The organism is Azospirillum sp. B21 (genome assembly GCF_008364825.1).
In the GTDB taxonomy this organism is placed as follows: domain Bacteria; phylum Pseudomonadota; class Alphaproteobacteria; order Azospirillales; family Azospirillaceae; genus Azospirillum.
Genome location: NZ_VTTO01000001.1, coordinates 264,138 through 285,050, shown reverse-complemented (window position 1 = coordinate 285,050; position 20,913 = coordinate 264,138). Strand labels below are relative to the sequence as shown.

Sequence of the window (20,913 nt, the reverse complement as noted above, 5' to 3'; positions counted from 1 at the left end):
GATGGAGGACGATGGCTACGTTCAAGCATAGCGGAACCTCCCACTCCCGTCATCCTACAACCATGTAGGGATATATGTGGGGCGGTTATCTCGCTATGGTCGGGCCGTGGAGTGGGGACATCGCCGCACGGCGCGTAACGGCGGGGAGGCGCGGAAGGAAACGATCCGGGCCCATGGGAAAAGGACGCGCAGAGGCGCGACGTTGCCGGGTGGAAACCCCGTGGTCGTAAATACCCTGAACCTTTCACTGCGGAAGCTTCCGTTGCTGACCATGACGGCATCTTCTTCCCGAAGATTATCAGCGGCCGGCGACAATCTTCGGTCATATGCGACAAATTGAAACGAATGCTAACGAAGGAGGCGAATCGGTCTTGGAAGCGGCGACTTACAATGCTTCCATTGCACCTGAACGTCGTACAGGCAGGTCGGGCAGGGGGCGGGGCCAACCTGCGCAGGTCACGGGGAGGTGGGGGCATGATGGGGATGGATGGCGGACCGGACGACGAGCTGCTGTTCGGTCCGGAGGACGGGATCGTCATGGCGGTACGTCCTCAACGGCAGTCCGGCTTGCCCTGGCCCATCCTGGTGGTGGACGACGACCCGCAGGTTCATGCCATGACCGCGGTGCTCCTGCGCGATTTCGATTTCGACGGCCGTCCCTTCGAGGTGGTCAGCGCCCTGTCGGCGGAAGAGGCGAAGACGGTGCTGGCGCTGCGGCCGGACCTTCCCGTCGCCCTGCTGGACGTGGTGATGGAGACGGAGGATGCCGGCCTCAGGCTGGTCCGACACATCCGGGAGGAGTTGGGAAACCAGCGCATGCGCATCATCCTGCGCACCGGACAGCCAGGGCAGGCGCCGGAGCGCGACGTCATCGTCGGCTACGACATCAACGACTACAAGGCCAAGAGCGAGTTGACGGCGCAGCGCCTGTTCACCACGCTGGTCAGTGCGTTGCGGGCGTGGCGAGACATCGTGACGATCGAACGCAACAGGCAGGGGCTGGAGCGGATCCTCAGTGCATCGGCCTCCTTGCTCCAAATGCGGTCGATGCGCGCCTTCGTCGAACAACTGGTGGAGCAGATTGCCCGCCTCGTCGATCCGGGCGGTACTCCCTCCGTGCTTGCCTGCCGGCCGCTGGAGCGCGGTGACGGCAGCCGGTCGGTCGCGCTGGTGGCCGGAATTGGGGAGTTCGCCCGCAGCATCGGCATGCCCGTTTCCGATGTTCTTCCGGCCGACGCCGCGGCGGAGGTCGAGGATGCGCTGCGGAGCCAGCGCAACCTGTACCGGGACGACCATTGTGTCCTGGTTTTCCGCACGCGCGAGCATGGCCTGACCGTCTTCCGGCTGGAGCGGGCGGAGCCCTACACCCCCGACGAGCACCGGCTGCTGGAGCTGTTCTGCAACCGTGTCGCGATCGGCTTCGACAATGTCTGCCTGTATGAGGAACTGGTGGCGCTGAACCGCTCGCTCGAGCGGCGCGTGGAGGAGCGCACCAACGAACTGGCCGCCAACCAGAAGGCGCTGATCCTGGCCAAGGAACGGGTGGAGCGGGCGCTGGAGTGCGAATTGCTGGCGCGCGACCGCCAGCGCCAGTTCCTGGGCATGGTCAGCCACGAGTTCCGCACCCCGCTCGCCATCATCGACAGCGCAGCCCAACTGCTCGCCATGAAGGCGGAACAGGTGGAGCCGGAGATGCTGGAAAGGCTGGCGGTGATCCGCGGCAGCGTCCAGCGCTTGACCGGCCTGATCGACGCCCATCTGACCGACGAACGGCTGCAGAGCAACGCGCTGATGCTCGAACGCGCGGAGGTCGATCTCCCCGATCTGATCCGCGGCGTCGTCCGTCCCTTTCGCGTCGCCTATCCGGACCGTGATTTCCGGATGGAACTGGATGGGTTGCCGCATCGGGTGGAAATCGACGCCCATCTTATCGGGCTGGTCCTGACCAATCTGGTGAACAACGCGGTCAAATATTCGGGACCGGGCGGCCCGATCCTGCTGCATGGCGATACGGACGGCGCCATGGCCGTGATCGAGGTGACCGACCATGGCCGTGGCATTCCGGATCCGGAGATACCACGCCTGTTCGACCGCTTCTTCCGCGGCTCCGGCGCCTCGGGCGTTCCGGGGACCGGCATCGGACTGCACACGGTGCAGCAGATCGTCCTGCTTCATGGGGGTGCCGTGGCGGTGGACAGCGAACTCGGCAAGGGATCGACCTTCCGTGTCGTGTTGCCGGTGTGATGGCACCCGATGACGCGCCTGATCGAAAGGGTATGGCCCTTTGGCATAAGGAATGAGATAGTCGGCACATGTCCGGCACTGACGGAAAATCCGGCGGCTCCCATGCTTGCACAGCAGTATGCGGCGATAAAACGCGATCTGGATGACAAAGGTATTCTGTTTTCCTTCAGCGGATACTTGTCGGAAGGGATACTTTACTCCCTGGGTGAGGCGTTGCGGGAAAAGATGGCTCTGGAAGAGGCAGACGGCCCCACCATCCGCCGGGTCTTTTCCGTCTTTGTCGAGCAGATGCAGAACATCATCCGTTATTCGGCGGAAAAGATGTCGGGCCGCGCCGGCCGCGCGGTCGAACTCAGCGCCGGAATGGTGACCATCGGGGTGGAGGACGGCAAGGTCTTCATCGTCTGCGGCAACACCGTGCGCAACGGCGACGTTCCGCGCCTGAAGCAGCGGCTGGACCATCTGAAGAGCCTCGACCGCAATGGCATCAAGAGCTACTACCGCGAACAGCTTCGGGAGGAGCCGGACGACGGCAGTCGCGGCGCGACCCTGGGACTGATCGAGATCGCCCGGCGGGCCAGCGATCCCATCGACTATGATTTCAACGCGATGGACGCGGACCGCAGCTTCTTCTGCCTCAAGGTCCGCGTCTGAGCGGCCGAACCGAGCGACGAGCCATGGACAGCCTGACCATTCCCGCCACCGGACGCACGCCGGGCGTCTCTTTCGATTTCGCCGGCGGCCATTTACGAATGACCGGCGAATCCTATCCCGACGACGTTGCCGGTTTCTTCGGCCCGGTGTTCGACGCGCTGCGCGGCTATCTGGCCCGCCCAGATGGCGGTGCGATCCGTTTCGACATGGAATTGCTGTATTTCAACAGTTCCAGCGCCAAAGCGTTGATGAACATCTTCCAGATGCTGGAGACCGTGGCGAAGGCCGGCCGGCCGGTGACGCTGACCTGGTGCGTGGAGGAAAACGACGAGTCCATGCGCGAACTGGGCGAGGATTTCGCCGAGGATCTGCGGCATGTCGTCTTCCGGATGCGGGAGATCCCCGCCGGCGGCAGCCCATGAGCTTCAACCTCTTCGCTGCTGAGGAGGAGGCGCTCGCCAAGGCCCGCGCGCTGGAGAAGAGACTGGAGGCGCTGGCACCTCAGTGCCTGTCCGAATACCGCGAACTCGTCGCCGCCTTCGAACTCAGCACGCGGGAGCAGCAGCGGCTGGTGCGGGTCAGCGATCGCCTGCAGGCCCAGTTGAGTGACGCCAACCACGAACTGGAACGCCGGCGCAGCGAGGCTGAAGCCGCACTGGAAAGCCTGCGCGAGGCGCAGGAGGCGATGGTCCAGTCGGAAAAGCTGGCTTCCCTCGGTGCGCTCGTCGCCGGGGTCGCACACGAGATCAACACGCCGGTCGGGATCGCCGTTTCCTGCGCGTCCCATCTTGCCGATGCAACCCAGGCCTTGCGCCGCCGGGCGGAGGAAGGGGAATTGGGAAAGGCGGAATTCGCCCGCTATCTCACCACCGCCATCGACACCACCGACCTGATCCTGGGCAATTGCGAACGGGCGTCGCAGTTGATCGCCGGCTTCAAGCAGGTCGCGGTAGACCGGGCCAGCGCGGAGCGGCGCAGCGTCAATCTTGCTGCCTATATCCAGGATACGCTGGTCAGCCTGCAGCCGAAGCTTCGGCCGTCCGGCCATGCGGTGGCGGTGAGCTGCCCCGGCGATCTGGAATTGGACAGCTATCCGGGCGTGCTGTCGCAGATCCTGTCGAACCTGGTGATGAACGCCCTGACCCATGCCTTTGCCGATGGCCGGCCGGGCGACATGGCGATCATGGTGGATCTTCCGACTCCGGATACCGTCCGACTGCGCTTTACCGACAATGGCCGCGGCATGAGCGAAGAGCACCGCGCCCGGGTGTTCGAGCCGTTCTTTACAACGCGTCGCGGGCGCGGCGGCAGCGGGCTGGGGCTGCACATCGTCCACAATCTGGTGGTCGGCGTTCTGAAAGGAGCGATCACGGTGGACAGCATGCCGGACCAAGGGACCAGCTTCACGCTGCTGTTCCCGTGCCGGACGCCGGGTCAGGACTGACTTATCCTTGTGCCGCGCCCGTCACCCGGATCGGGGCGGAGAAGACATATCCGACGCCATGTACCGACTTCAGCGGGGCAGGGCCGCCGATGGCGCCCTCCACCTTGTGGCGCAGGCGGCCGACGACGGTGTCGATGGAACGGTCTTCCGGGTTCCAGCGGCGATTGTACAGAGCCTGGGAAATCTGGTCGCGAGTCGCCGGCTTGCGCGCCTGGGCGGCCAGCAGGCTGGTCAGCTTCATTTCCATGCTGGTCAGGCTGATGCGGATGCCGGCCGGATTGGTCAGGCTCCATTCCGTGGGGTCCAGCGACCAGCGCGCCTCGTCGATGCCGTCATGGACGGTGTCGGCTGGTGCGGCGGTACCGGCGGCCTGGACTGCCGACTCGGCGGCACGCTCGCTCAGCCGGCGCAGCAGCGATTTAACCTGCGCTTCCAGTTCGCGCAATTCGACCGGCTTCACCAGATAGGCGTCGGCGCCGATCTCCAGCCCGACCACGCGGTCGACGGTGGAACTGCGGGCGGTGACCATGATGATGCCGGCGCCATGGCCGTCGCGCAGACGTGCCGCGATCTTGAACCCGTCCTCGTCCGGCAGGTTCACATCCAGGACCACGATGGACGCGTCGTTGCTCTGGAGCAGACGGTCGAGTTCCGCACCATCGCGTGCGCCGATCGCATGAAATCCGCAGCCCGTCAGGTATTCCACCATGTCGGACCGGAGCGAACTCTCATCTTCGACCACGACGATCGTCGGACCTGCCATGCCGTGCTCTCCCTGTTGCCGCGCCTATGCACACCACTCCAACGGGTGGAACATACCCTAGGATGCCTAAATTTTAAAACAAAGTTGATAAGCCTCGAAAGCGAGCCGTGAACCTGTCCCTGACCTGTCGCAGATGGCGCGTCACAACCTGTCACAAAAGGTGACATCTCTGTAACAGATTCGCGCAAACGGTCCAGGCCTTTCATGCGGCCTGCCGGCCGGTTCGCTGCTGGGGAGCGGCCGCTGCGTCGGTCAGCCGCACGCGGAACCCGAACAGTGTGATGTCGTCGCGCTGTTCGCGGCCCGACTGAAAGCGGTCGAGGGAGGATTCCAACTCCGATTTCAGCCTGTCCAGTGGGCCGGTGCCGCCCTGCCGGAGAATTTCCCGCAGGCGGGCTCTGCCGAAGCTGCGTCCGCGTTCGCCGCCGCTCTGATCGGCCAGTCCGTCGGTTCCCAGGATGAAGGTTTGGCCCGGTCGCAGGAGAATGCTGTGATTCGTGAAGGACGACTCGGCCCCACACCTCCCGGCGGGCTGCCCGGCCGGACGGTAGCCCAGGCTGCGCCGGTCGCCGCGCAGTTCCGTCACGCCATCGCCGGTGACGACCAGCAGGGGAATGCGTGCCCCGGCATAAACCAGCCTCCCTTCGGCCGGTCGGATGTGGCAGAGCGCGAGATCAAGACCGTTGTCGAAGCACTCGTCTCCACTGCGGGCTTCCCCCTCCTGGTGCAGGGTGGCGCGGACCTTGCGGTCGACGGCGGCAAGCACCGCCGCCGGGTCGGACGCGCCCAGAAGGTCCAGTGCGTTGTTCAGCATCGCACTGGCGGTCATCGTCATGAAGGCGCCGGGCACGCCATGCCCCGTGCAGTCGGCGACCGCGACGACATATCCGTCCGGCACCTCCCGGCAGACATAGAAATCGCCGCTGACCACGTCGCGCGGGCGCCACAGGACGAAATGCTCAGTGAGGCCGGCCGACAGCGTGTCGGCGGACGGCAGGATGGCGGATTGGATCAGCTGCGCGTAGTTGATGCTGTCCATGATGGCGCGGTTGGTGGCGGCCAGCGCCTCGGTCCGTTCGCGGACCCGGCTTTCCAGCGTGCCGGTGTGGTCCTGCACGGTGGCCGCCATGCGGTTGAAGCCGTCCGCCAGCACGCCGATCTCGTCGGTGCGGCCGGTGTCCATGCGGGCGCCATAGTCGCCGCGCGCCATGGCGCTGGCCAGTTGGGTCAGCCGGCGCAACGGGCGCAGCACCATGCGGTTCATCGTCAGGCCCAGCACCGCCATCGCCCCCAGCAGCGACAGCACCAGCAGCCCGACCACCGGCACCAGCGCATCCAGGGTGGCTTGCCGGACCTCCGCCGTCGAATAGGCGATCCGCAGGGTGCCGACCGTCTGGACCCGGCCTTCGCGCCCATGCAGGACGATGGGGCGTTCGACGGTGATGCGCTCCGCCTTATCCTCGCTGGTCGCCGTGATCTCCGCCAGCGGCACGTCGCGGTCGGTCTCGAAAACCGTAATGGAGCGGATGGCGGGATCGCGGCCGGTCAGCGCCTCGATCATCCGCTGGGCGCTGCGGTTGTCCAGTTCCCACACCGGGCCGCTCAACGCGTCGGCCTGGGTCGCCGCGACCAGTTCGGCCCGGCGCAGCAGGTCCTGGTGGCGCTGGCCCTCCACGATCCACTCCGACAGCAGCACGGCCGCCGATCCGACGGTCGCGGTCGTCAGCAGGATGGCCCCGGCCACCCGCGCCAGCAGTGAGGAGCGGCGCCTCACGACACGATCCCGCTCCGCCGCCACAGCAACTCAAGGCGCCCGTCCTCGGCAAGGCGGTCGAGCAGCGAATCGAGCCAGGCGGTCGCGACGGCTCCGCCCTGGCGCGTCAGGATGGTGTGCTCGTAGATCTGGTCGGTGCGCTCGGACACCACCAGCTGCCGGGCCAGTTCGGGCTCGCGCTGCAGGAAGCGGGTCAGGAAGGAGCGGGTGACGATGGCGAGATCGGCCCGGCCGGCGACGACGCTGCGGACGTTGCCCTCATGCGTCACCGTGACGCGGGTGCGGAACCGCTGTTCGAGGATCTTCGGATCGGCCTCGAACCCTGCGAATGCGTAATGGAAGCCGAGCCGTCCGAGAATCGACTTGCCGGTCAGATCGTCGAAATAGCGCTGGTCGATGCCGGGGGCCACCCGGGCGATGAACACCTCGGCGTCGCGCAGGAACGGCCGGCTGGCTTCGACCGGGCGGCCTTGCCAGCCCCAATTGCGGCATTCGAAGGCGATCATGTCGAACCGCCCTTGTTCCAGGTCGTCGTACCGCCGCTGCGGCGCGGTGCGGACCATTTCGAACCGGAGTTCAGACTGGGCGGCGTTGAACAGGTCCAGCAGGTCGCGGGTGACGCCGCCACCCGATTCGTCGACGTAAGGGGGAAATTCGTAGGCGCCGACCTTGATGACTGCCGGAGCATTTGCAGGCGCCGCGTGCGACGGACCCGGGCGGCCCGCCAGCAGGGGCAAGAGGGCGAGGAGGGGCAGCGCGGTTCGCAGAACCGTGCGGCGGGATAGCGGTCCCGTCATCGCGTCCCCCCCTCATGTTACCTCACTACAACCAAGATTAATCTACCCCGGTATGCACCTATGTCGCAATGTGGGACATTTCCTGCCGGTGGACACGGCTGGCGACTGACGGAAGTCGGTAAACAGGCGGGCCGAAAATTCCGACCATAACCCCCCGAACTCCCGAGGACTCAGGCCGCTTCCGTTGCGCGCTCCTGCTGGCTGTCGGCCAGTTCGGTAATCTCGCCTCCGCTCAGGGTCTCGCGCTCCAACAGGGCCTTGGCGATGCCGTCGAGCGCGGCGCGATCGGTGCGCAGCAGGCGGCGGGCATGCTCCATCCCTTCATCGGTGATGCGGCGGACCTCTTCGTCGATGCGCCATGCGGTACGCTCGGACCGCGCGCCCGGCTCGGCGGCGGCATGGGCGACATAGCCGATCTCCTCGCTCATCCCCCACGCCGTGACCATGCGGCGGGCAAGGTCGGTGGCGGCGCGGAAGTCGGCCTCGGCACCGGTGGTGACGTGATCGAAGCCGAAGACGATCTCCTCCGCCGCCCGGCCGGCCATGGCGACGGCGATGTCCGCCATCAGCTTGGCACGCGAAACCGAAACGCGGTCGCCCTCCGGCAGCCGCACCACCATGCCCAGCGCGCCGCCGCGCGGGATGATGGTGGCCTTGTGGATCGGGTCGGCCTGCGGGCAGCGCAGGGAAACCAGCGCGTGACCGGCCTCATGGACCGCGATCAGCCGCCGCTCGTGCGCCGACAGGGCGAGGCTGCGGCGCTCGGTGCCCATCAGCACGCGGTCCTTGGCCGCTTCGTAGTCCGCCATGGTGACGACGACCCGGCCCTGGCGCGCCGCCGACAGGGCAGCCTCGTTGGTCAGGTTGGCGAGTTCGGCGCCGGAGAAACCGGGGGTGCCGCGCGCCACGGTGCGGGCGCAGACGTCGGGCGCCAGCGTCAGCCGGCCGGCATGGACGCCCAGGATGGCCTCGCGTCCCGCCACGTCGGGCAGGCTGACATGGATGTGACGATCGAAGCGGCCGGGGCGGAGCACCGCGGCGTCCAGCATCTCCGACCGGTTGGTGGCGGCGATCACCACCACCTCGCCACCCTCCACAATGCCGTCCATTTCCACCAGCAGCTGGTTCAACGTCTGCTCGCGTTCCGAATGGCTGTTCGATTCGCCCCGCTTCCCGGCCAGCGCGTCGATCTCGTCGATGAACAGGATGCAGGGGGCATTGGCGCGGGCCGTCTTGAACAGGCTGCGGACGCGCGCCGCACCCAGTCCTACGAACATCTCGACGAAATCGGAACCCGATGCGGCGAAGAAGGGCACGCCGGCCTCGCCCGCAGCGGCCTTGGCCAGCATGGTCTTGCCGGTGCCGGGCGGGCCGACCAGCAGGATGCCCTTCGGCACGCGGGCGCCGGCCATGGCGAAGCGGCGCGGATCCTTCAGGAACTGCACCGTTTCGCGCAGTTCTTCCTTCGCCTCGTCCACGCCCGCCACGTCGGCGAAGACGGTGTTGGTGTCCTCCGGGCGCACGCGGGTGGCGCGTCCCATGCCGAAGAACTGCCCGCCGCTGAGCAGCAGCCCGCCGATCAGCAGGGCAACCACCAGGAAGGGAGCCGCGCGGTCGAGCACGCGGACCGTCTGCGCCATCAGCCCGTCCGGCCCCTCGTCGAAGGCGATGGCGACCTTGTGGCTGCGCATCTCCTTCAGCAGGTCGTCGGTGACCGGTATCACGATGCGATAGCGGCTGCCGTCGGTGGCCACCGCATGGCCCGTCCCATTGGCGAAGGTTACGGATTCGATCTCGCCGCGGCCGGCCCGTTCGATCAGCGCGCTGTAGGTTGCCGGCTGTTCGTCCGCCCGTTGGCTGTGATCGTACCACGCCGCAAATCCGAGCCACGCGGCGAGCAGGGCGGCCAAGACGGCAAGCGCAATCATCGGGCGTTTCGGCAGCGTAGGCATCTCGGCTCCGCGAAAAGATAGGGACTGGCTTTCGGTCTATGACATTGATGCGGGACATGCCGCCGCCGCGGCAACCGTTAACGCCCCCGGTCCCTTCTTTGACACCGTAAGCGGTGCGTTTGCGGAATGGCCCCTTTTGGATTCGACGGTGATCTCAAGAGGTTGCCGATATGCTTCTGTTCGGACAGTATGCTTTCCCAACCAAAGTGATCCGCCCGAACGATAAGGACCACACCGATATGGCCGAGGCCGCCGCGGCGCCCGCCCTCCAGCTGGACGGCGTGACCTGCACCTTTCCTTCACCCGACGGCCGGGGACGTTCCTATACTGCCGTACAGGGAGCCAGCTTCACCGTCGCGGACGGCGAGTTTGTGTCGATCGTCGGCCCGACCGGCAGCGGCAAGTCGACGATGCTGAACGTCGCCGCCGGCCTGCTCAAGCCCAGCGAGGGCCGCGCGCTTTCCTTCGGGCAGCCGGTGACCGGCATCAATCCCAAGGCTGGCTACATGTTCCAGGCAGAGGCGCTGATGCCCTGGAAATCGGCGCTCGACAATGTCGCCGCCGGGCTGGAGTTCCGCGGCGTCTCCAAGGCGGAGGCGCGGGAGCGTGCGCTGCCCTGGCTGTCCCGCGTCGGGCTGGAGGGGTTCGGCGACCGATTTCCGCATCAGCTGTCGGGCGGCATGCGCAAGCGCGTGGCACTGGCCCAGACGCTGATCGTCGATCCCAAGATCATCCTGATGGACGAGCCCTTCTCGGCGCTCGACGTCCAAACCCGCCAGATGATGGAGAACGAGCTGCTCGACCTCTGGGCGGCGGACCGCAAGTCCGTGGTCTTCATCACCCATGACCTGGAGGAGGCCATCGCCATGTCCGACCGGGTCCTGGTGTTGTCCGCCGGCCCCGGCGCCCGGCTGATCGGCGAGTACCGCATCGACCTGGAGCGCCCTCGCGACGTGGCGGAAATCCGCATGACGCCGCAGTTCCTGGACCTTCACAAGGAAATCTGGGGCCAGCTGCGCGACGAAGTTCTGAAGGGCTACGCCCAGACCAAGCTGCGGTGACGACATCATGAGATCCCATGCCAAACGCCTGCCCGGCCGTCCGGTCATCCTGCTGCTTCAGTTGGGCGTTCTGATCGCCTTCTTCCTGATCTGGCACGTCCTGACCGACACCAAGATCCTCAGCCCGTTCTTCTTCGGCACGCCGGGGGCGGTGCTGGCCCGCACCTGGGCGGATTTCGCTTCGGGCGTCATCTGGTATCACCTTGGCATCACGCTGCTGGAAACGGCGCTGGCCTTCGTCATCGGGACCGTTGCCGGCATCGCCTTCGGCTTCTGGTTCGCCCGCGCGCCGTTGGTCTCCCTCGTCTTCGACCCCTACATCAAGGCGGTCAACGCGCTGCCCCGCGTGGTGCTTGCACCGATCTTCGCGCTGTGGCTCGGGCTCGGCATCTGGTCGAAGGTGGCGCTGGGGGTGACGCTGGTCTTCTTCATCGTCTTCTTCAACGTCTACCAGGGCGTGAAGGAGGTCAGCCCGGTCGTGCTGGCCAATGCCCGCATGCTGGGCGCCAGCTCCCGCGACCTGTTCCGGCACGTCTATCTGCCATCGGCCCTGTCCTGGGTCTTCTCCTCGCTGCACACCGCCGTCGGCTTCGCCATGGTCGGTGCGGTGGTGGGGGAATATCTGGGCTCCGCCGCCGGGCTCGGCTACCGCATCCATCAGGCGGAGGGCGTGTTTGACACCGTCGGAGTCTTCTCCGGCATGCTGGTGCTGACGATCTTCGTCGTCCTGATCGATGCCGCCGTCACCATGATCGAAAAGCGGCTTCTGCACTGGCGCCCGCAGGATACCAGCGGCGGGCAGCACTGATTTCAATTTTCGGGGGGAGGAAAACAATGAAGCTCAAATCGCTGATCGCGGCCGCCGCGGTCGCCCTGACACTCGGAACGGCCGGACTGGCCGCAGCTCAGCAGACGCTTGAGAAGACCGACATCAAGATTGCCGTTGGCGGCAAGCCGCTGCTCTATTACCTGCCGCTGACGCTGGCCGAGCGGCTGGGCTACTTCAAGGAGGCCGGCCTGAACGTCGAGGTCAGCGACTTCGGCGGTGGCGCCAAGAGCCTGCAGGCCCTGGTCGGCGGCTCGGCCGACGTGGTGACCGGCGCCTACGACCACACCATCCAGATGCAGGCCAAGGGTCAGCCCATCGTTGCGGTGGCCCAACTCGGCCGTTATCCCGGCATCGTGCTGGCCGCCGTCAACAAGTCCGGCGCCGTCAAGTCGGTTCAGGATCTGAAGGGCAAGAAGGTTGGCGTGACCGCGCCCGGCTCCTCCACTAACTTCATGCTGAACTATGTGCTGACCTCCATGGGCATGAAGCCTGAGGATGCCTCGGTGATCGGCGTCGGCGGCGGTCCCAGCGCCATCGCGGCGATCAAGCGCGGGGAAATCGACGCCATCGTCAACCTGGACCCGGTCATCAGCCAGGCCCAGGCCGATGGCGACATCACCGTCCTGCTCGACACCCGGACGGAAAAGGGCACCATGGATGTATATGGCGGTCCCTATCCCGCCGCGGTGCTCTACATGAAGCCTGACTTCATCAAGGAGAATCCGAAGACCACCCAGGCGCTGACCGACGTTTTCGTCCGCACCATGCTGTGGCTGAACAAGGCCAGCACCGATGACGTGCTGAAGGTGATGCCGGAGGAGTATTTCCTGGGCAACAAGTCGCTCTACGCCCAGGCTTTCGAGCATTCGAAGCCGACCTATTCGCCGGACGGCCGCTTCACCCAGGTCGGTGCCGATGCCGCGCTGAAGGTGCTGAAGGCCTTCGACCCGGCGGTGGCGTCGACCAGCATCGATTTGTCCAAGACCTACACCAACCAGTATGTCGAGGATGCCCTGAAGCGCCTGCAGAAGTGAGCCTCGCGCTCTGTTCCCGAATACCCATATAAAAAATGTGGGCGCGACATTCCGTCGCGCCCTTTTTCATGCTGCGCTGCCGTTAGACTGGACGAAATCGGTCCTGATTGAACCCCGGTCAGGACCGTCCACCCGACAGCGGAGTGCCCAATGGCCGAGGTGATTTTCTACGGAATGGCCGGTTGCCCGGCGAACGCCAAGCAGAAGCAGCAGCTGACCGCCGCCGGTCACACGCTGGTCGAACGCGATCTTGCCACCGCCGAATTGACCGCCGCCGACCTCCGCGCCTTCTTCGGCGACAAGGACGTCGACGCCTGGTTCAACCGTCGCGCCGCCGCAGTGAAGTCGGGCGCCATGAATCCCGACGGCCTCGACGAGACCGCGGCACTGTCCGCGATGCTGACCGACCGCGACCTGATCCGCCGCCCGCTGATCCAGGTCGGCGACCGCCGCGAGGCCGGCTTCGACCCCACTACGCTGCATGGCTGGATCGGCCTGACCTCCGGCGAAAGCTGCGACGACAAGCACGCCCGCGGCCAGTGCGATCACGGCCACCAGCATTTCGTCAAGGCGCCGGCGGCGTAAGGACAGGCAACCGCCTGACCGCGACTTGCGGCAAGCGCCGACAAGAATCGACACGGATTACACGGATTGGAGCCGGATTTCACGGAACTGTGCAGTGCAGCGCTTTCCGTACCCGCGGGTGCGTTCTGCGGAAACAACCCGATCCGTGTAATCCGTGTCAAAATCCGTGTAATCCGTGTTCCAGCTTGCCCGCGACGATGCGGCTTGGCATTCCAACCACCGCCCCGGACCAGACGAACCTCACTCCGGCGGCACTTCGCGCGGCTTGCGGTCCTCGCCGATGGCGACGTAGGTGAACACGCCCTCCGTCACCTTGATCGGGTCGGAGCCGGAACGCTCGCGCCGCACCCAGGTCTCGATGCGGACGCGTAGCGAGGTGCGGCCGACCTTCTCGATCCGGGCGAAGCAGCTGACCTCGTCGCCGACGAAGACCGGCTTGTGGAAGGTCATCGCCTCGATTCCAACGGTGGCGACGCGGCCGTGGCTGCGCCGCACCGCCACCGTGCCGCCGGCCAGATCCATCTGAGCCAGCAGCCAGCCGCCGAAGATGTCGCCGTTCGGATTGGTGTCCGCCGGCATCGCGATGGCCCGCAGGGCGGGACCATTGTCGAAGTCGTATGCGTGCGCTGCGCTCATGCTTCCTCCGGCGTCACGAAAATTTCCTGCACAAAAGCTTGTGGTACCGCACTATAAACGGCACAGGATGCGCTTGCGCACCCCTGACGAAATTCCTATCATCCCGTCATGAGCGATCTTTTCGAGAACACGGCCCCCAAGGCCGACAGCTACTCCGCCCAGGATATCGAGGTTCTGGAGGGGCTGGAGCCCGTCCGGCGCCGGCCGGGCATGTATATCGGCGGCACCGACGACCGTGCGCTGCACCATCTGGTGGCGGAGGTGCTGGACAACGCCATGGACGAGGCGGTGGCCGGACATGCCAGCCGCATCGACCTGGAGTTGGCCGCAGACGGCACGGTGATGGTCCGCGACAACGGGCGCGGCATCCCCATCGACGACCATCCGAAATATCCGGGCAAGTCGGCGTTGGAGGTCATCATGACCACGCTGCACTCCGGCGGCAAATTCTCCAACAAGGTCTACCAGACTTCGGGCGGCCTGCACGGCGTCGGCCTGTCGGTGGTGAACGCCCTGTCGGACCGGCTGACCGTGGAGATCGCCCGCGAAAAGCAGCTCTACGTCCAGGAATACAGCCGCGGCCTGCCGCAGGGGCCGCTGGCCCACCGTGGCAACGTCAACCGCCGCGGCACCACCATCCGATTCCACGCCGACCCCGAAATCTTCGGCGAGACCGCTCATTTCGAACCGCACCGGCTGTACCGGCTGGCGCGTTCCAAGGCCTATCTGTTCCGTGGGGTGGAGATCCGGTGGAGCTGCGATCCGGCGCTGCTGTCGGTCGACGCCACCACGCCGGCATCGGAGACCCTGCATTTCCCGGGCGGACTTCAGGATTATCTGACCGCTGCGCTGAAGGATCGCAAGACGCTGACGCCGTCGCCCTTCGCCGGTGCGCTCGACTTCCCCAACGGCCAGGGCCGGGTGGAGTGGGCGGTGGCGTGGCCGGACGACGACGAAGGCTTTTCTCACACCTACTGCAACACTGTCCCGACTCCGCAGGGCGGCACGCATGAGGCCGGCCTGCGCACCGCGCTGACCCGCGGCCTGAAAGCCTATGGCGAGCTGACGAACAACAAGCGAGCCGGGCAGGTCACCGCCGACGACGTGATGGGCGACGCCTGCATCCTGCTGTCGGTCTTCATCCGCGAACCGCATTTCCAGGGCCAGACCAAGGAGAAGCTGGTGACGGCGGAGGCACAGCGCCTCGTCGAGACCGCGGTGAAGGACCATTTCGATCATTGGCTGTCCGGCGATCCGCAGAGCGCCAACGCCCTGCTGGAGCGCCTGATCGAAAAGGCGGAAGAGCGGGCGCGCCGCAAGCAGTCGAAGGAGATGACGCGCAAGTCGGCCACCCGCCGTCTGCGCCTGCCCGGCAAGCTGGCGGACTGCTCGCGCAACTCCCCCGAGGGCACCGAACTGTTCCTGGTGGAGGGCGACTCGGCCGGCGGCTCCGCCAAACAGGCGCGCCAGCGCGAGACCCAGGCCATCCTGCCGCTCCGCGGCAAGATCCTGAACGTCGCCAGCGCGTCGGTCGACAAGATGAAGGCCAATCAGGAGCTGAACGACCTGACCCAGGCGCTGGGCTGCGGCATCGGCAAGGATTTCTCGACCGACAAGCTGCGCTACGAGCGGGTCATCATCATGACGGACGCCGACGTCGACGGCGCCCACATCGCCTCGCTGCTGATGACCTTCTTCTACCGCGAGATGCCGGGCCTGATCCAGGAGGGCCACCTGTATCTCGCCCTGCCGCCGCTCTACCGCCTCAGCCACGGCAACAAGCAGGTCTACGCCCGCGACGACGCCCACAAGGACGAGCTGCTGTCGAAGATGTTCAAGGGCAAGAAGCCCGACATCAGCCGCTTCAAGGGCCTGGGCGAGATGATGCCGGCCCAGCTGCGCGACACGACGATGGACCCGTCCAAGCGCTCGCTGCTGCGCGTGGTGGTGCCCAACGCCGCCGATCCGGAGGAAAAGCCCGAATTCGAGCGCACCCGCTCCCTGGTCGAGGAGTTGATGGGCAAGAAGGCGGAGCTTCGCTTCCGCTTCATCCAGGATAACGCGAAGTTCGTGAAGGCGGACGACATCGACGTGTAGGTCATGCTCTTGTCGACGGACCTGTCATCGCCGAGGGCAAGGCGATGAGAGGCCCGGTCTCGGCCGGGGGTTGGGTGGAAAAACCACAAGAGTTTTCTCTGTTTTGGGGAGGACTTAGCCTGGTCTATCATCTGGATCACAGATGTTCCGGGAATTTACCCGCAACGTCTTCCGACCCCGCAGGAGACGCATGCACCCCTTAGCCTTCCCTGGAGCGCACATCCCGGCTGACGCCATCCCGCCGGAGATGGTTGCCGAGGCGCTGTCGTCGCTCACCCCCTTCACCACCGACCTGTTCGTGCCGCGCTACCAGCCTTGCGAGGTCGGGCGCTGGCAGTTGCGGGTGGCGCCGATGCTGGTGAGCTCCGGCTATTGGAGCCCGGCGCTGATGACGACCGGCACCGCCGCCCTGTTCCGGCGCGAGGCGGATGGCGACCCCCGCTGCTGGATGTCGATGACGCCGATGGAGATCGAGAGCCAGGAGATCGGCGTCCGCGCGGCCGCCGGCCATACGGTGGTGATGGGCATGGGCATGGGCTGGGCGGCGGTGAATGCGGCGCTGCGGCCGGAAGTGACGCGGGTCACCGTGGTGGAACTCGACCCTGACGTGATCGAGGTCAACCGGCGCATCGGCCTGTTCGACCAGCTTCCGGCAGAGGCCGTGGCGAAGATCGTCCTCGTCAATGCCGATGCGCTGGAATTCAGAACCGAGGAACCGGCCGACACGCTGATGACCGACATCTGGCTGCCGATCAACGGTGACGAGCGCATGGAGCAGTCCCGGGTCATGGCGCGCAACACCGGCGCACGGCGCGTTTATGTCTGGGGCCAGGAACTGGCGATCGCCCGCCGCGCCCGGATGCTGGGGGTGGAATTGACCGACGCGATGGTGGCGCGCATCGTTGCGGAGTTCGACCTTCCCCTGATCGGGCCGGAACGTCCGGATTATCCGGTCTTGATCGCGTCTGCCGCGGACAAATGGCTGCGGGACATGTAACGGATCCGGTCCATGGCGCAGGGGAGCACTCGCCCATCAGGCAACCGCTCCCCATATCCCGCCCAGCGATACCAACGGACGATCCGATCATGCGCATGCTCCCGCCGCTCGCCGCCCTACTGCTGGGTGCCTCGGTCCTCTCCGCCTGCTCCAACGAGAGGGTGGTGGCGAGCGAACCGGCTCCGGCCTATACGCGTAGCGAGGTCTCCTATGCGGCGGGGAACCGCGACCTGCGGGTGGTCCTGCATGGCGATCCCTTCGGCCTGCCGCCGGAGCGCTTCGCGGAAAAGGTCCTGCCACACATGCAGAACCGCGTGTCCGGGGTGAAGACCAACCTCACCACCACGCCGAACGAGACGGCACGGCGGGATTACAAGGTGGTTCTGGCCTTCAACGTCGCGGAGAACATGCTGAACTCGTCCCTCTGCACCGACGGTCCGATCCCGACGTCGCCGCCGGGTGGCCCCATCGTCGTGCAGGGGGCGTTCTGCCGCTCCGGCGGCGCGCTGACCTCGGCCACCGGCTGGCTTGACCGGCCACAGGGGCCGGACGATCCCGATTTCCGTAGCCTGATCAGCGACATGACCTTCACCCTGTTCCCCAGCCGGCGGGCCGACCTGTTCTGCGGCGCCATCGACTGCTGACGGCAGTCGCGGGCCGTCAGTGCCGCAGCAGCCAGTCGCGCATCAGGGCGGTCACCGCCTGCGGCTGCTCCATGGCCGACAGGTGCCCGCAGTCCTCGAGCAGCACCAGCCTCGCGCCGGGGATTGCCGCCGCCATCTCCTCGTGCAGGGCCGGCGGGGTCAGCAGGTCCTGGCGTCCGCAGACCACAAGCGTGGGGCAGCGGATGGCGGCGAGGCCGGGCCGGCTGTCCGGCCGGCTGATGATCGCCTCCTGCTCGCGGGCATAACCGTCGACCCCCACCCGCTCCATCTGGTCCAGTACCGACTGGACGAAACCTTCGTCCGCCATGCGGTCGGGGTGGATCAGGCGGGGCAGGGCGGCGCGGATCACCTGCCCATAGCGGCCCTGGCGGGCGAGCGCCACGGCCTCGCGCCGGGTGGCGGTCGCCTCCGCCGTGTCGGGGCGGGCATTGGTGTCGAGCAGCGCCAACCTTTCCACCCGCTCCGGCGAGCGGCGCAGCATCTCCAGGGCGACATAGCCGCCCATCGACAGGCCGGCGACGGCGAATCGGTCGGGCGCTGTGGCCAGCACCCTGTCGGCCATTGCGGCGATGGACTCGCACTCCGCCAGTTCGACCACTTGCGGGTCGGCGATGTCTGCGAGGTGGCGGACCTGATGGTCCCACAGAGCCGCGTCCAGCGGCATGCCGGGCAGCAGGATCAGGGCAGGGCGACCGGACGAGAGGCTGTTCGACATCGGGCTTCTCCTGCGCTCACTTGACCAGGGCGCTGACGACCTTGAAGACCGGCGTGCCGGCCCGTTCCATCCACTCGAACAGCACCATCTCGGTGGTGACGATGGTGACGCCGGCGGCGCGCATCCGCTCCAGCGCGGCGGCGTGGTTGGCGGGGGTGCGCGAGGACACCGCGTCGGCGACCAGATAGACCGCATGGCCCTGCTGGCGCAACCCCAGTGCCGTCTGCATGACGCAGACATGCGCCTCCGTCCCGCACAGCACGATCTGCGGACGCTTCAGTTCCTCCACCGCGGCGTTGAAGGCCGGTTCACCGGTGCAGCCGAAGGTAATCTTCTCGATCACCGGGGTGCCGGGCGGCAGGTCGGCGCGCACCGCCTCCACCGTCGGCCCAAGGCCGCGGGGATACTGCTCCGTCACCAGCACCGGCACGGACAGGGCGGCCGCAGCCTTCAACAGCATCCCGGCATGCCGGATGACGCGGTCGGATTCGTGGATGGCCGGCAGCAGGCGTTCCTGGACGTCGACCACCACCAGCACCGATTCCTGGGCACGAAGAATCATCAAATGCACTCGACCGTTCCATTTGGGGCTTGGCGCCCTTACCCAGGGCGCCGGCAATGTCCGCGACTCGCAGCAATGCCGTCGGACAGCCTAGCGCAGGGGATCGATTTCGCCAACGCGGCGTGTTTTCGCGCCTATTTTCAGGTTCGGAACATCGGATCTATTGACATGGCGCTTTGTCTACCTATTCTTCGGCCTCATCCAGGCGTCGAGCGATGACCGCTCGATTTGCGCACTCCAGAACAGAAACAGGTTGGATGCTTTTTTCGGAACTTGGGCTTGGCCCTGACGTCCTGCGCGCCATCGAGGACAAGGGTTACACCCAACCGACGCCCATTCAGGAACAGGCAATTCCCTGTGTCCTGCAACGCCGCGACGTGCTGGGCTGCGCGCAGACGGGCACCGGCAAGACGGCGAGCTTCACCTTGCCCATGATCGACATCCTGGCGTCGGGCCGTGCCCGGGCGCGGATGCCGCGGTCTCTGATCCTGGAGCCGACGCGCGAGTTGGCCGCCCAGGTGTCGGAAAGCTTCGAGACCTACGGCAAGCACCACAAGCTCAGCATGGCGCTGCTGATCGGCGGCGAGACCTTCACCGAGCAGGTGAAGAAGCTCGACCGCGGCGTGGATGTGCTGATCGCGACTCCGGGTCGTCTGATCGACCTGTTCGAGCGCGGCAACATCATGCTGAACGACATCAAGGTCTTCGTCATCGACGAGGCCGACCGCATGCTCGACATGGGCTTCATCCCCGATATCGAGCGCATCGTCAGCAAGCTGCCGAAGAATCGGCAGACCCTGTTCTTCTCGGCAACCATGCCGCCGGAAATCCGCCGTCTGGCCGATGCGTTCCTCACCGATCCGATGGAGATCAGCGTCGCGCCGCCCGCCTCGCCGGCGGAAACGGTGACGCAGGCGATGGTCCTGGTGCACGAGATGGACAAGCGCAAGGCGTTGCGCCATCTGCTGCAGACCGAGGACGTCAAGAACGCCTTCATCTTCTGCAACCGCAAGCGCGACATCGCCGTGCTGCAGAAGTCGCTGGAACGCCACGGCTTCAATGTCGGCGCGCTGCATGGCGACATGGTGCAGTCCAAGCGGACCGAGACGCTGGAGCGCTTCAAGCAGGGCGAAATCACCCTGCTGGTCTGCTCCGACGTCGCCGCCCGCGGCATCGATGTGCAGGGCCTCAGCCACGTCTTCAATTTCGACGTGCCGCTGACCCCGGACGACTATGTCCATCGCATCGGCCGTACCGGCCGCGCCGGCAAGCAGGGCCGCGCCTTCATGCTGGCTACGCCCGACGACACGAAACTGGTCGGCGCCATCACGCGCCTCATCAAGCGGGAGATCCCCATGATCGCCATCGACGGCCTGGAGACGGCCGAGTTCGGCGAGGAAGACAGCAGCTCCCGCGGGCGTGGACGCGGCCGTGGCGGCCGCGCTGCCAAGTCGGAGGGCCGTCCGCCCCGCGGCGGTCGCGAAGAGCGCGCCCCGCGTGAGGAGCGCGCGCCCCGTGAAGAGCGTGCCGCCCGTGAGGAGCGGCCTGTTCGCGAGGAACGGCCCGTCCGTGAAGAGCGGTCCAGCCGCGACGACCGTCCGGTTCGCGAGGAGCGTCAGCCCCGCGAATCGCTGGCCGCCGCCGAAGCACGCCGCAACAACGACCCGCGCCGCGATCGTGATCGTGACCGTCGCCGTCGCCGTGACGACGACGACGATGACGTGCCGGTGATCGGTTTCGGTGACCACATGCCGGCCTTCATGCTGCGCTCCGCCCGTCCGCGTCCGTCCGCCGAAACCTCGACCGAACAGTCGCAGGAGGGCTGAGCCCGTGCAGACCATCTTCGTCATGGTCAAATGCGATCTCGGCAAGGCCTATGAGGTCGCCGATCAGGCGGTGCAGCTGATTGAACAGGTGTCGGAGGTGCATTCCATCTCCGGCCAGTACGACCTGCTGATGAAGTGCTATCTGAAGCAGGACGACGACATCGGCCGCTTCGTGACCGAGCATGTTCAGACCCTGCCGGGAGTCCGCGACACCTTCACGCTGATTGCGTACAAGGCCTTCGCCTGAGTACAAGTGGTTTGAAATTGGAAAGGCCGGG

At 66.2% G+C, this 20,913-nt stretch carries 20 protein-coding genes; 13 read left to right on the top strand and 7 right to left on the bottom strand.

Features of this window, described 5'->3' with window-relative positions; genetic code table 11:
- Window positions 1-474 precede the first annotated feature (474 nt).
- Genes FZ983_RS01350 through FZ983_RS01335 form a run of 4 tightly spaced genes read left to right on the top strand, consistent with a single transcriptional unit; the run spans window position 475 to window position 4,342 of the window.
- Window positions 475-2,244: a DUF3369 domain-containing protein gene (locus FZ983_RS01350; RefSeq protein WP_149221839.1), complete on the top strand. Its 1,770-nt coding sequence runs from the start codon at window positions 475-477 to the stop codon at window positions 2,242-2,244.
- A gap of 9 nt (window positions 2,245-2,253) precedes the next feature.
- Window positions 2,254-2,898: a SiaB family protein kinase gene (locus FZ983_RS01345; RefSeq protein WP_247883521.1), complete on the top strand. Its 645-nt coding sequence runs from the start codon at window positions 2,254-2,256 to the stop codon at window positions 2,896-2,898.
- A 23-nt stretch (window positions 2,899-2,921) separates the two neighbouring features.
- Window positions 2,922-3,320, top strand: coding sequence for a DUF1987 domain-containing protein (locus tag FZ983_RS01340; RefSeq protein ID WP_149221838.1), 399 nt, complete (start codon window positions 2,922-2,924; stop codon window positions 3,318-3,320).
- The gene (locus tag FZ983_RS01335; RefSeq protein WP_149221837.1) at window positions 3,317-4,342 is read left to right on the top strand and encodes an ATP-binding protein; all 1,026 of its coding nucleotides are present in this window, start codon (window positions 3,317-3,319) and stop codon (window positions 4,340-4,342) included. Before FZ983_RS01340 ends, FZ983_RS01335 begins: the two co-directional genes overlap by 4 nt.
- A gap of 1 nt (window position 4,343) precedes the next feature.
- Here FZ983_RS01335 and FZ983_RS01330 read toward each other — a convergent pair whose 3' ends face one another.
- The 4 genes from FZ983_RS01330 to ftsH form a co-directional block, all read right to left on the bottom strand.
- Window positions 4,344-5,105, bottom strand: coding sequence for a response regulator transcription factor (locus tag FZ983_RS01330; protein WP_149221836.1), 762 nt, complete (start codon window positions 5,103-5,105; stop codon window positions 4,344-4,346).
- Between the two features lie 202 nt (window positions 5,106-5,307).
- Window positions 5,308-6,879: a SpoIIE family protein phosphatase gene (locus tag FZ983_RS01325; RefSeq protein WP_149221835.1), complete on the bottom strand. Its 1,572-nt coding sequence runs from the start codon at window positions 6,877-6,879 to the stop codon at window positions 5,308-5,310.
- Window positions 6,876-7,676, bottom strand: a complete 801-nt coding sequence (locus FZ983_RS01320) for an ABC transporter substrate-binding protein (protein WP_149221834.1) — start codon at window positions 7,674-7,676, stop codon at window positions 6,876-6,878. The genes FZ983_RS01325 and FZ983_RS01320 overlap by 4 nt, the downstream gene beginning before the upstream one ends.
- 170 nt (window positions 7,677-7,846) lie before the next feature.
- A complete protein-coding gene (ftsH, locus tag FZ983_RS01315) occupies window positions 7,847-9,628 on the bottom strand; it encodes an ATP-dependent zinc metalloprotease FtsH (protein ID WP_149221833.1) in 1,782 nt (593 codons plus the stop codon).
- A gap of 239 nt (window positions 9,629-9,867) precedes the next feature.
- Here ftsH and FZ983_RS01310 point away from each other — a divergent pair, with 239 nt between their 5' ends.
- The 4 genes from FZ983_RS01310 (at window position 9,868) to FZ983_RS01295 (ending at window position 13,137) form a co-directional block, all read left to right on the top strand.
- Entirely contained in the window at window positions 9,868-10,689 is an 822-nt protein-coding gene (locus FZ983_RS01310; protein ID WP_149221832.1) for an ABC transporter ATP-binding protein, read from the top strand.
- Between the two features lie 7 nt (window positions 10,690-10,696).
- Entirely contained in the window at window positions 10,697-11,497 is an 801-nt protein-coding gene (locus tag FZ983_RS01305) for an ABC transporter permease (RefSeq protein WP_149221831.1), read from the top strand.
- A gap of 26 nt (window positions 11,498-11,523) precedes the next feature.
- The gene (locus FZ983_RS01300; protein WP_149221830.1) at window positions 11,524-12,552 is read left to right on the top strand and encodes an ABC transporter substrate-binding protein; all 1,029 of its coding nucleotides are present in this window, start codon (window positions 11,524-11,526) and stop codon (window positions 12,550-12,552) included.
- A 150-nt stretch (window positions 12,553-12,702) separates the two neighbouring features.
- The gene (locus tag FZ983_RS01295) at window positions 12,703-13,137 is read left to right on the top strand and encodes an ArsC/Spx/MgsR family protein (protein ID WP_149221829.1); all 435 of its coding nucleotides are present in this window, start codon (window positions 12,703-12,705) and stop codon (window positions 13,135-13,137) included.
- 240 nt (window positions 13,138-13,377) lie between these two features.
- On the opposite strand, the gene FZ983_RS01290 is transcribed toward FZ983_RS01295, so the two are convergent.
- Entirely contained in the window at window positions 13,378-13,773 is a 396-nt protein-coding gene (locus tag FZ983_RS01290) for an acyl-CoA thioesterase (protein ID WP_149221828.1), read from the bottom strand.
- Window positions 13,774-13,881: 108 nt separating this feature from the next.
- Between FZ983_RS01290 and parE the strand changes: the two genes are divergently transcribed.
- The 3 genes from parE (at window position 13,882) to FZ983_RS01275 (ending at window position 17,511) form a co-directional block, all read left to right on the top strand.
- Window positions 13,882-15,870, top strand: a complete 1,989-nt coding sequence (parE, locus tag FZ983_RS01285) for a DNA topoisomerase IV subunit B (protein WP_149221827.1) — start codon at window positions 13,882-13,884, stop codon at window positions 15,868-15,870.
- Window positions 15,871-16,060: 190 nt separating this feature from the next.
- Window positions 16,061-16,867 (top strand): hypothetical protein, encoded by an 807-nt coding sequence (locus FZ983_RS01280; RefSeq protein ID WP_247883520.1) that lies wholly within the window; start codon window positions 16,061-16,063, stop codon window positions 16,865-16,867.
- Between the two features lie 89 nt (window positions 16,868-16,956).
- Entirely contained in the window at window positions 16,957-17,511 is a 555-nt protein-coding gene (locus tag FZ983_RS01275; protein WP_149221826.1) for a hypothetical protein, read from the top strand.
- Between the two features lie 16 nt (window positions 17,512-17,527).
- Here FZ983_RS01275 and FZ983_RS01270 read toward each other — a convergent pair whose 3' ends face one another.
- Both FZ983_RS01270 and FZ983_RS01265 read right to left on the bottom strand, forming a co-directional pair.
- Window positions 17,528-18,247, bottom strand: a complete 720-nt coding sequence (locus FZ983_RS01270) for an alpha/beta fold hydrolase (protein WP_149221825.1) — start codon at window positions 18,245-18,247, stop codon at window positions 17,528-17,530.
- Between the two features lie 16 nt (window positions 18,248-18,263).
- The gene (locus FZ983_RS01265) at window positions 18,264-18,809 is read right to left on the bottom strand and encodes a hydrolase (protein ID WP_149221824.1); all 546 of its coding nucleotides are present in this window, start codon (window positions 18,807-18,809) and stop codon (window positions 18,264-18,266) included.
- A 257-nt stretch (window positions 18,810-19,066) separates the two neighbouring features.
- Here FZ983_RS01265 and FZ983_RS01260 point away from each other — a divergent pair, with 257 nt between their 5' ends.
- Both FZ983_RS01260 and FZ983_RS01255 read left to right on the top strand, forming a co-directional pair.
- Window positions 19,067-20,635 carry a DEAD/DEAH box helicase gene (locus FZ983_RS01260; RefSeq protein WP_149221823.1) on the top strand — a complete coding sequence of 523 codons (1,569 nt, stop codon included), beginning with the start codon at window positions 19,067-19,069 and terminating at the stop codon, window positions 20,633-20,635.
- 4 nt (window positions 20,636-20,639) lie between these two features.
- Window positions 20,640-20,882: an Lrp/AsnC ligand binding domain-containing protein gene (locus tag FZ983_RS01255; protein WP_045580201.1), complete on the top strand. Its 243-nt coding sequence runs from the start codon at window positions 20,640-20,642 to the stop codon at window positions 20,880-20,882.
- Window positions 20,883-20,913 lie beyond the last annotated feature (31 nt).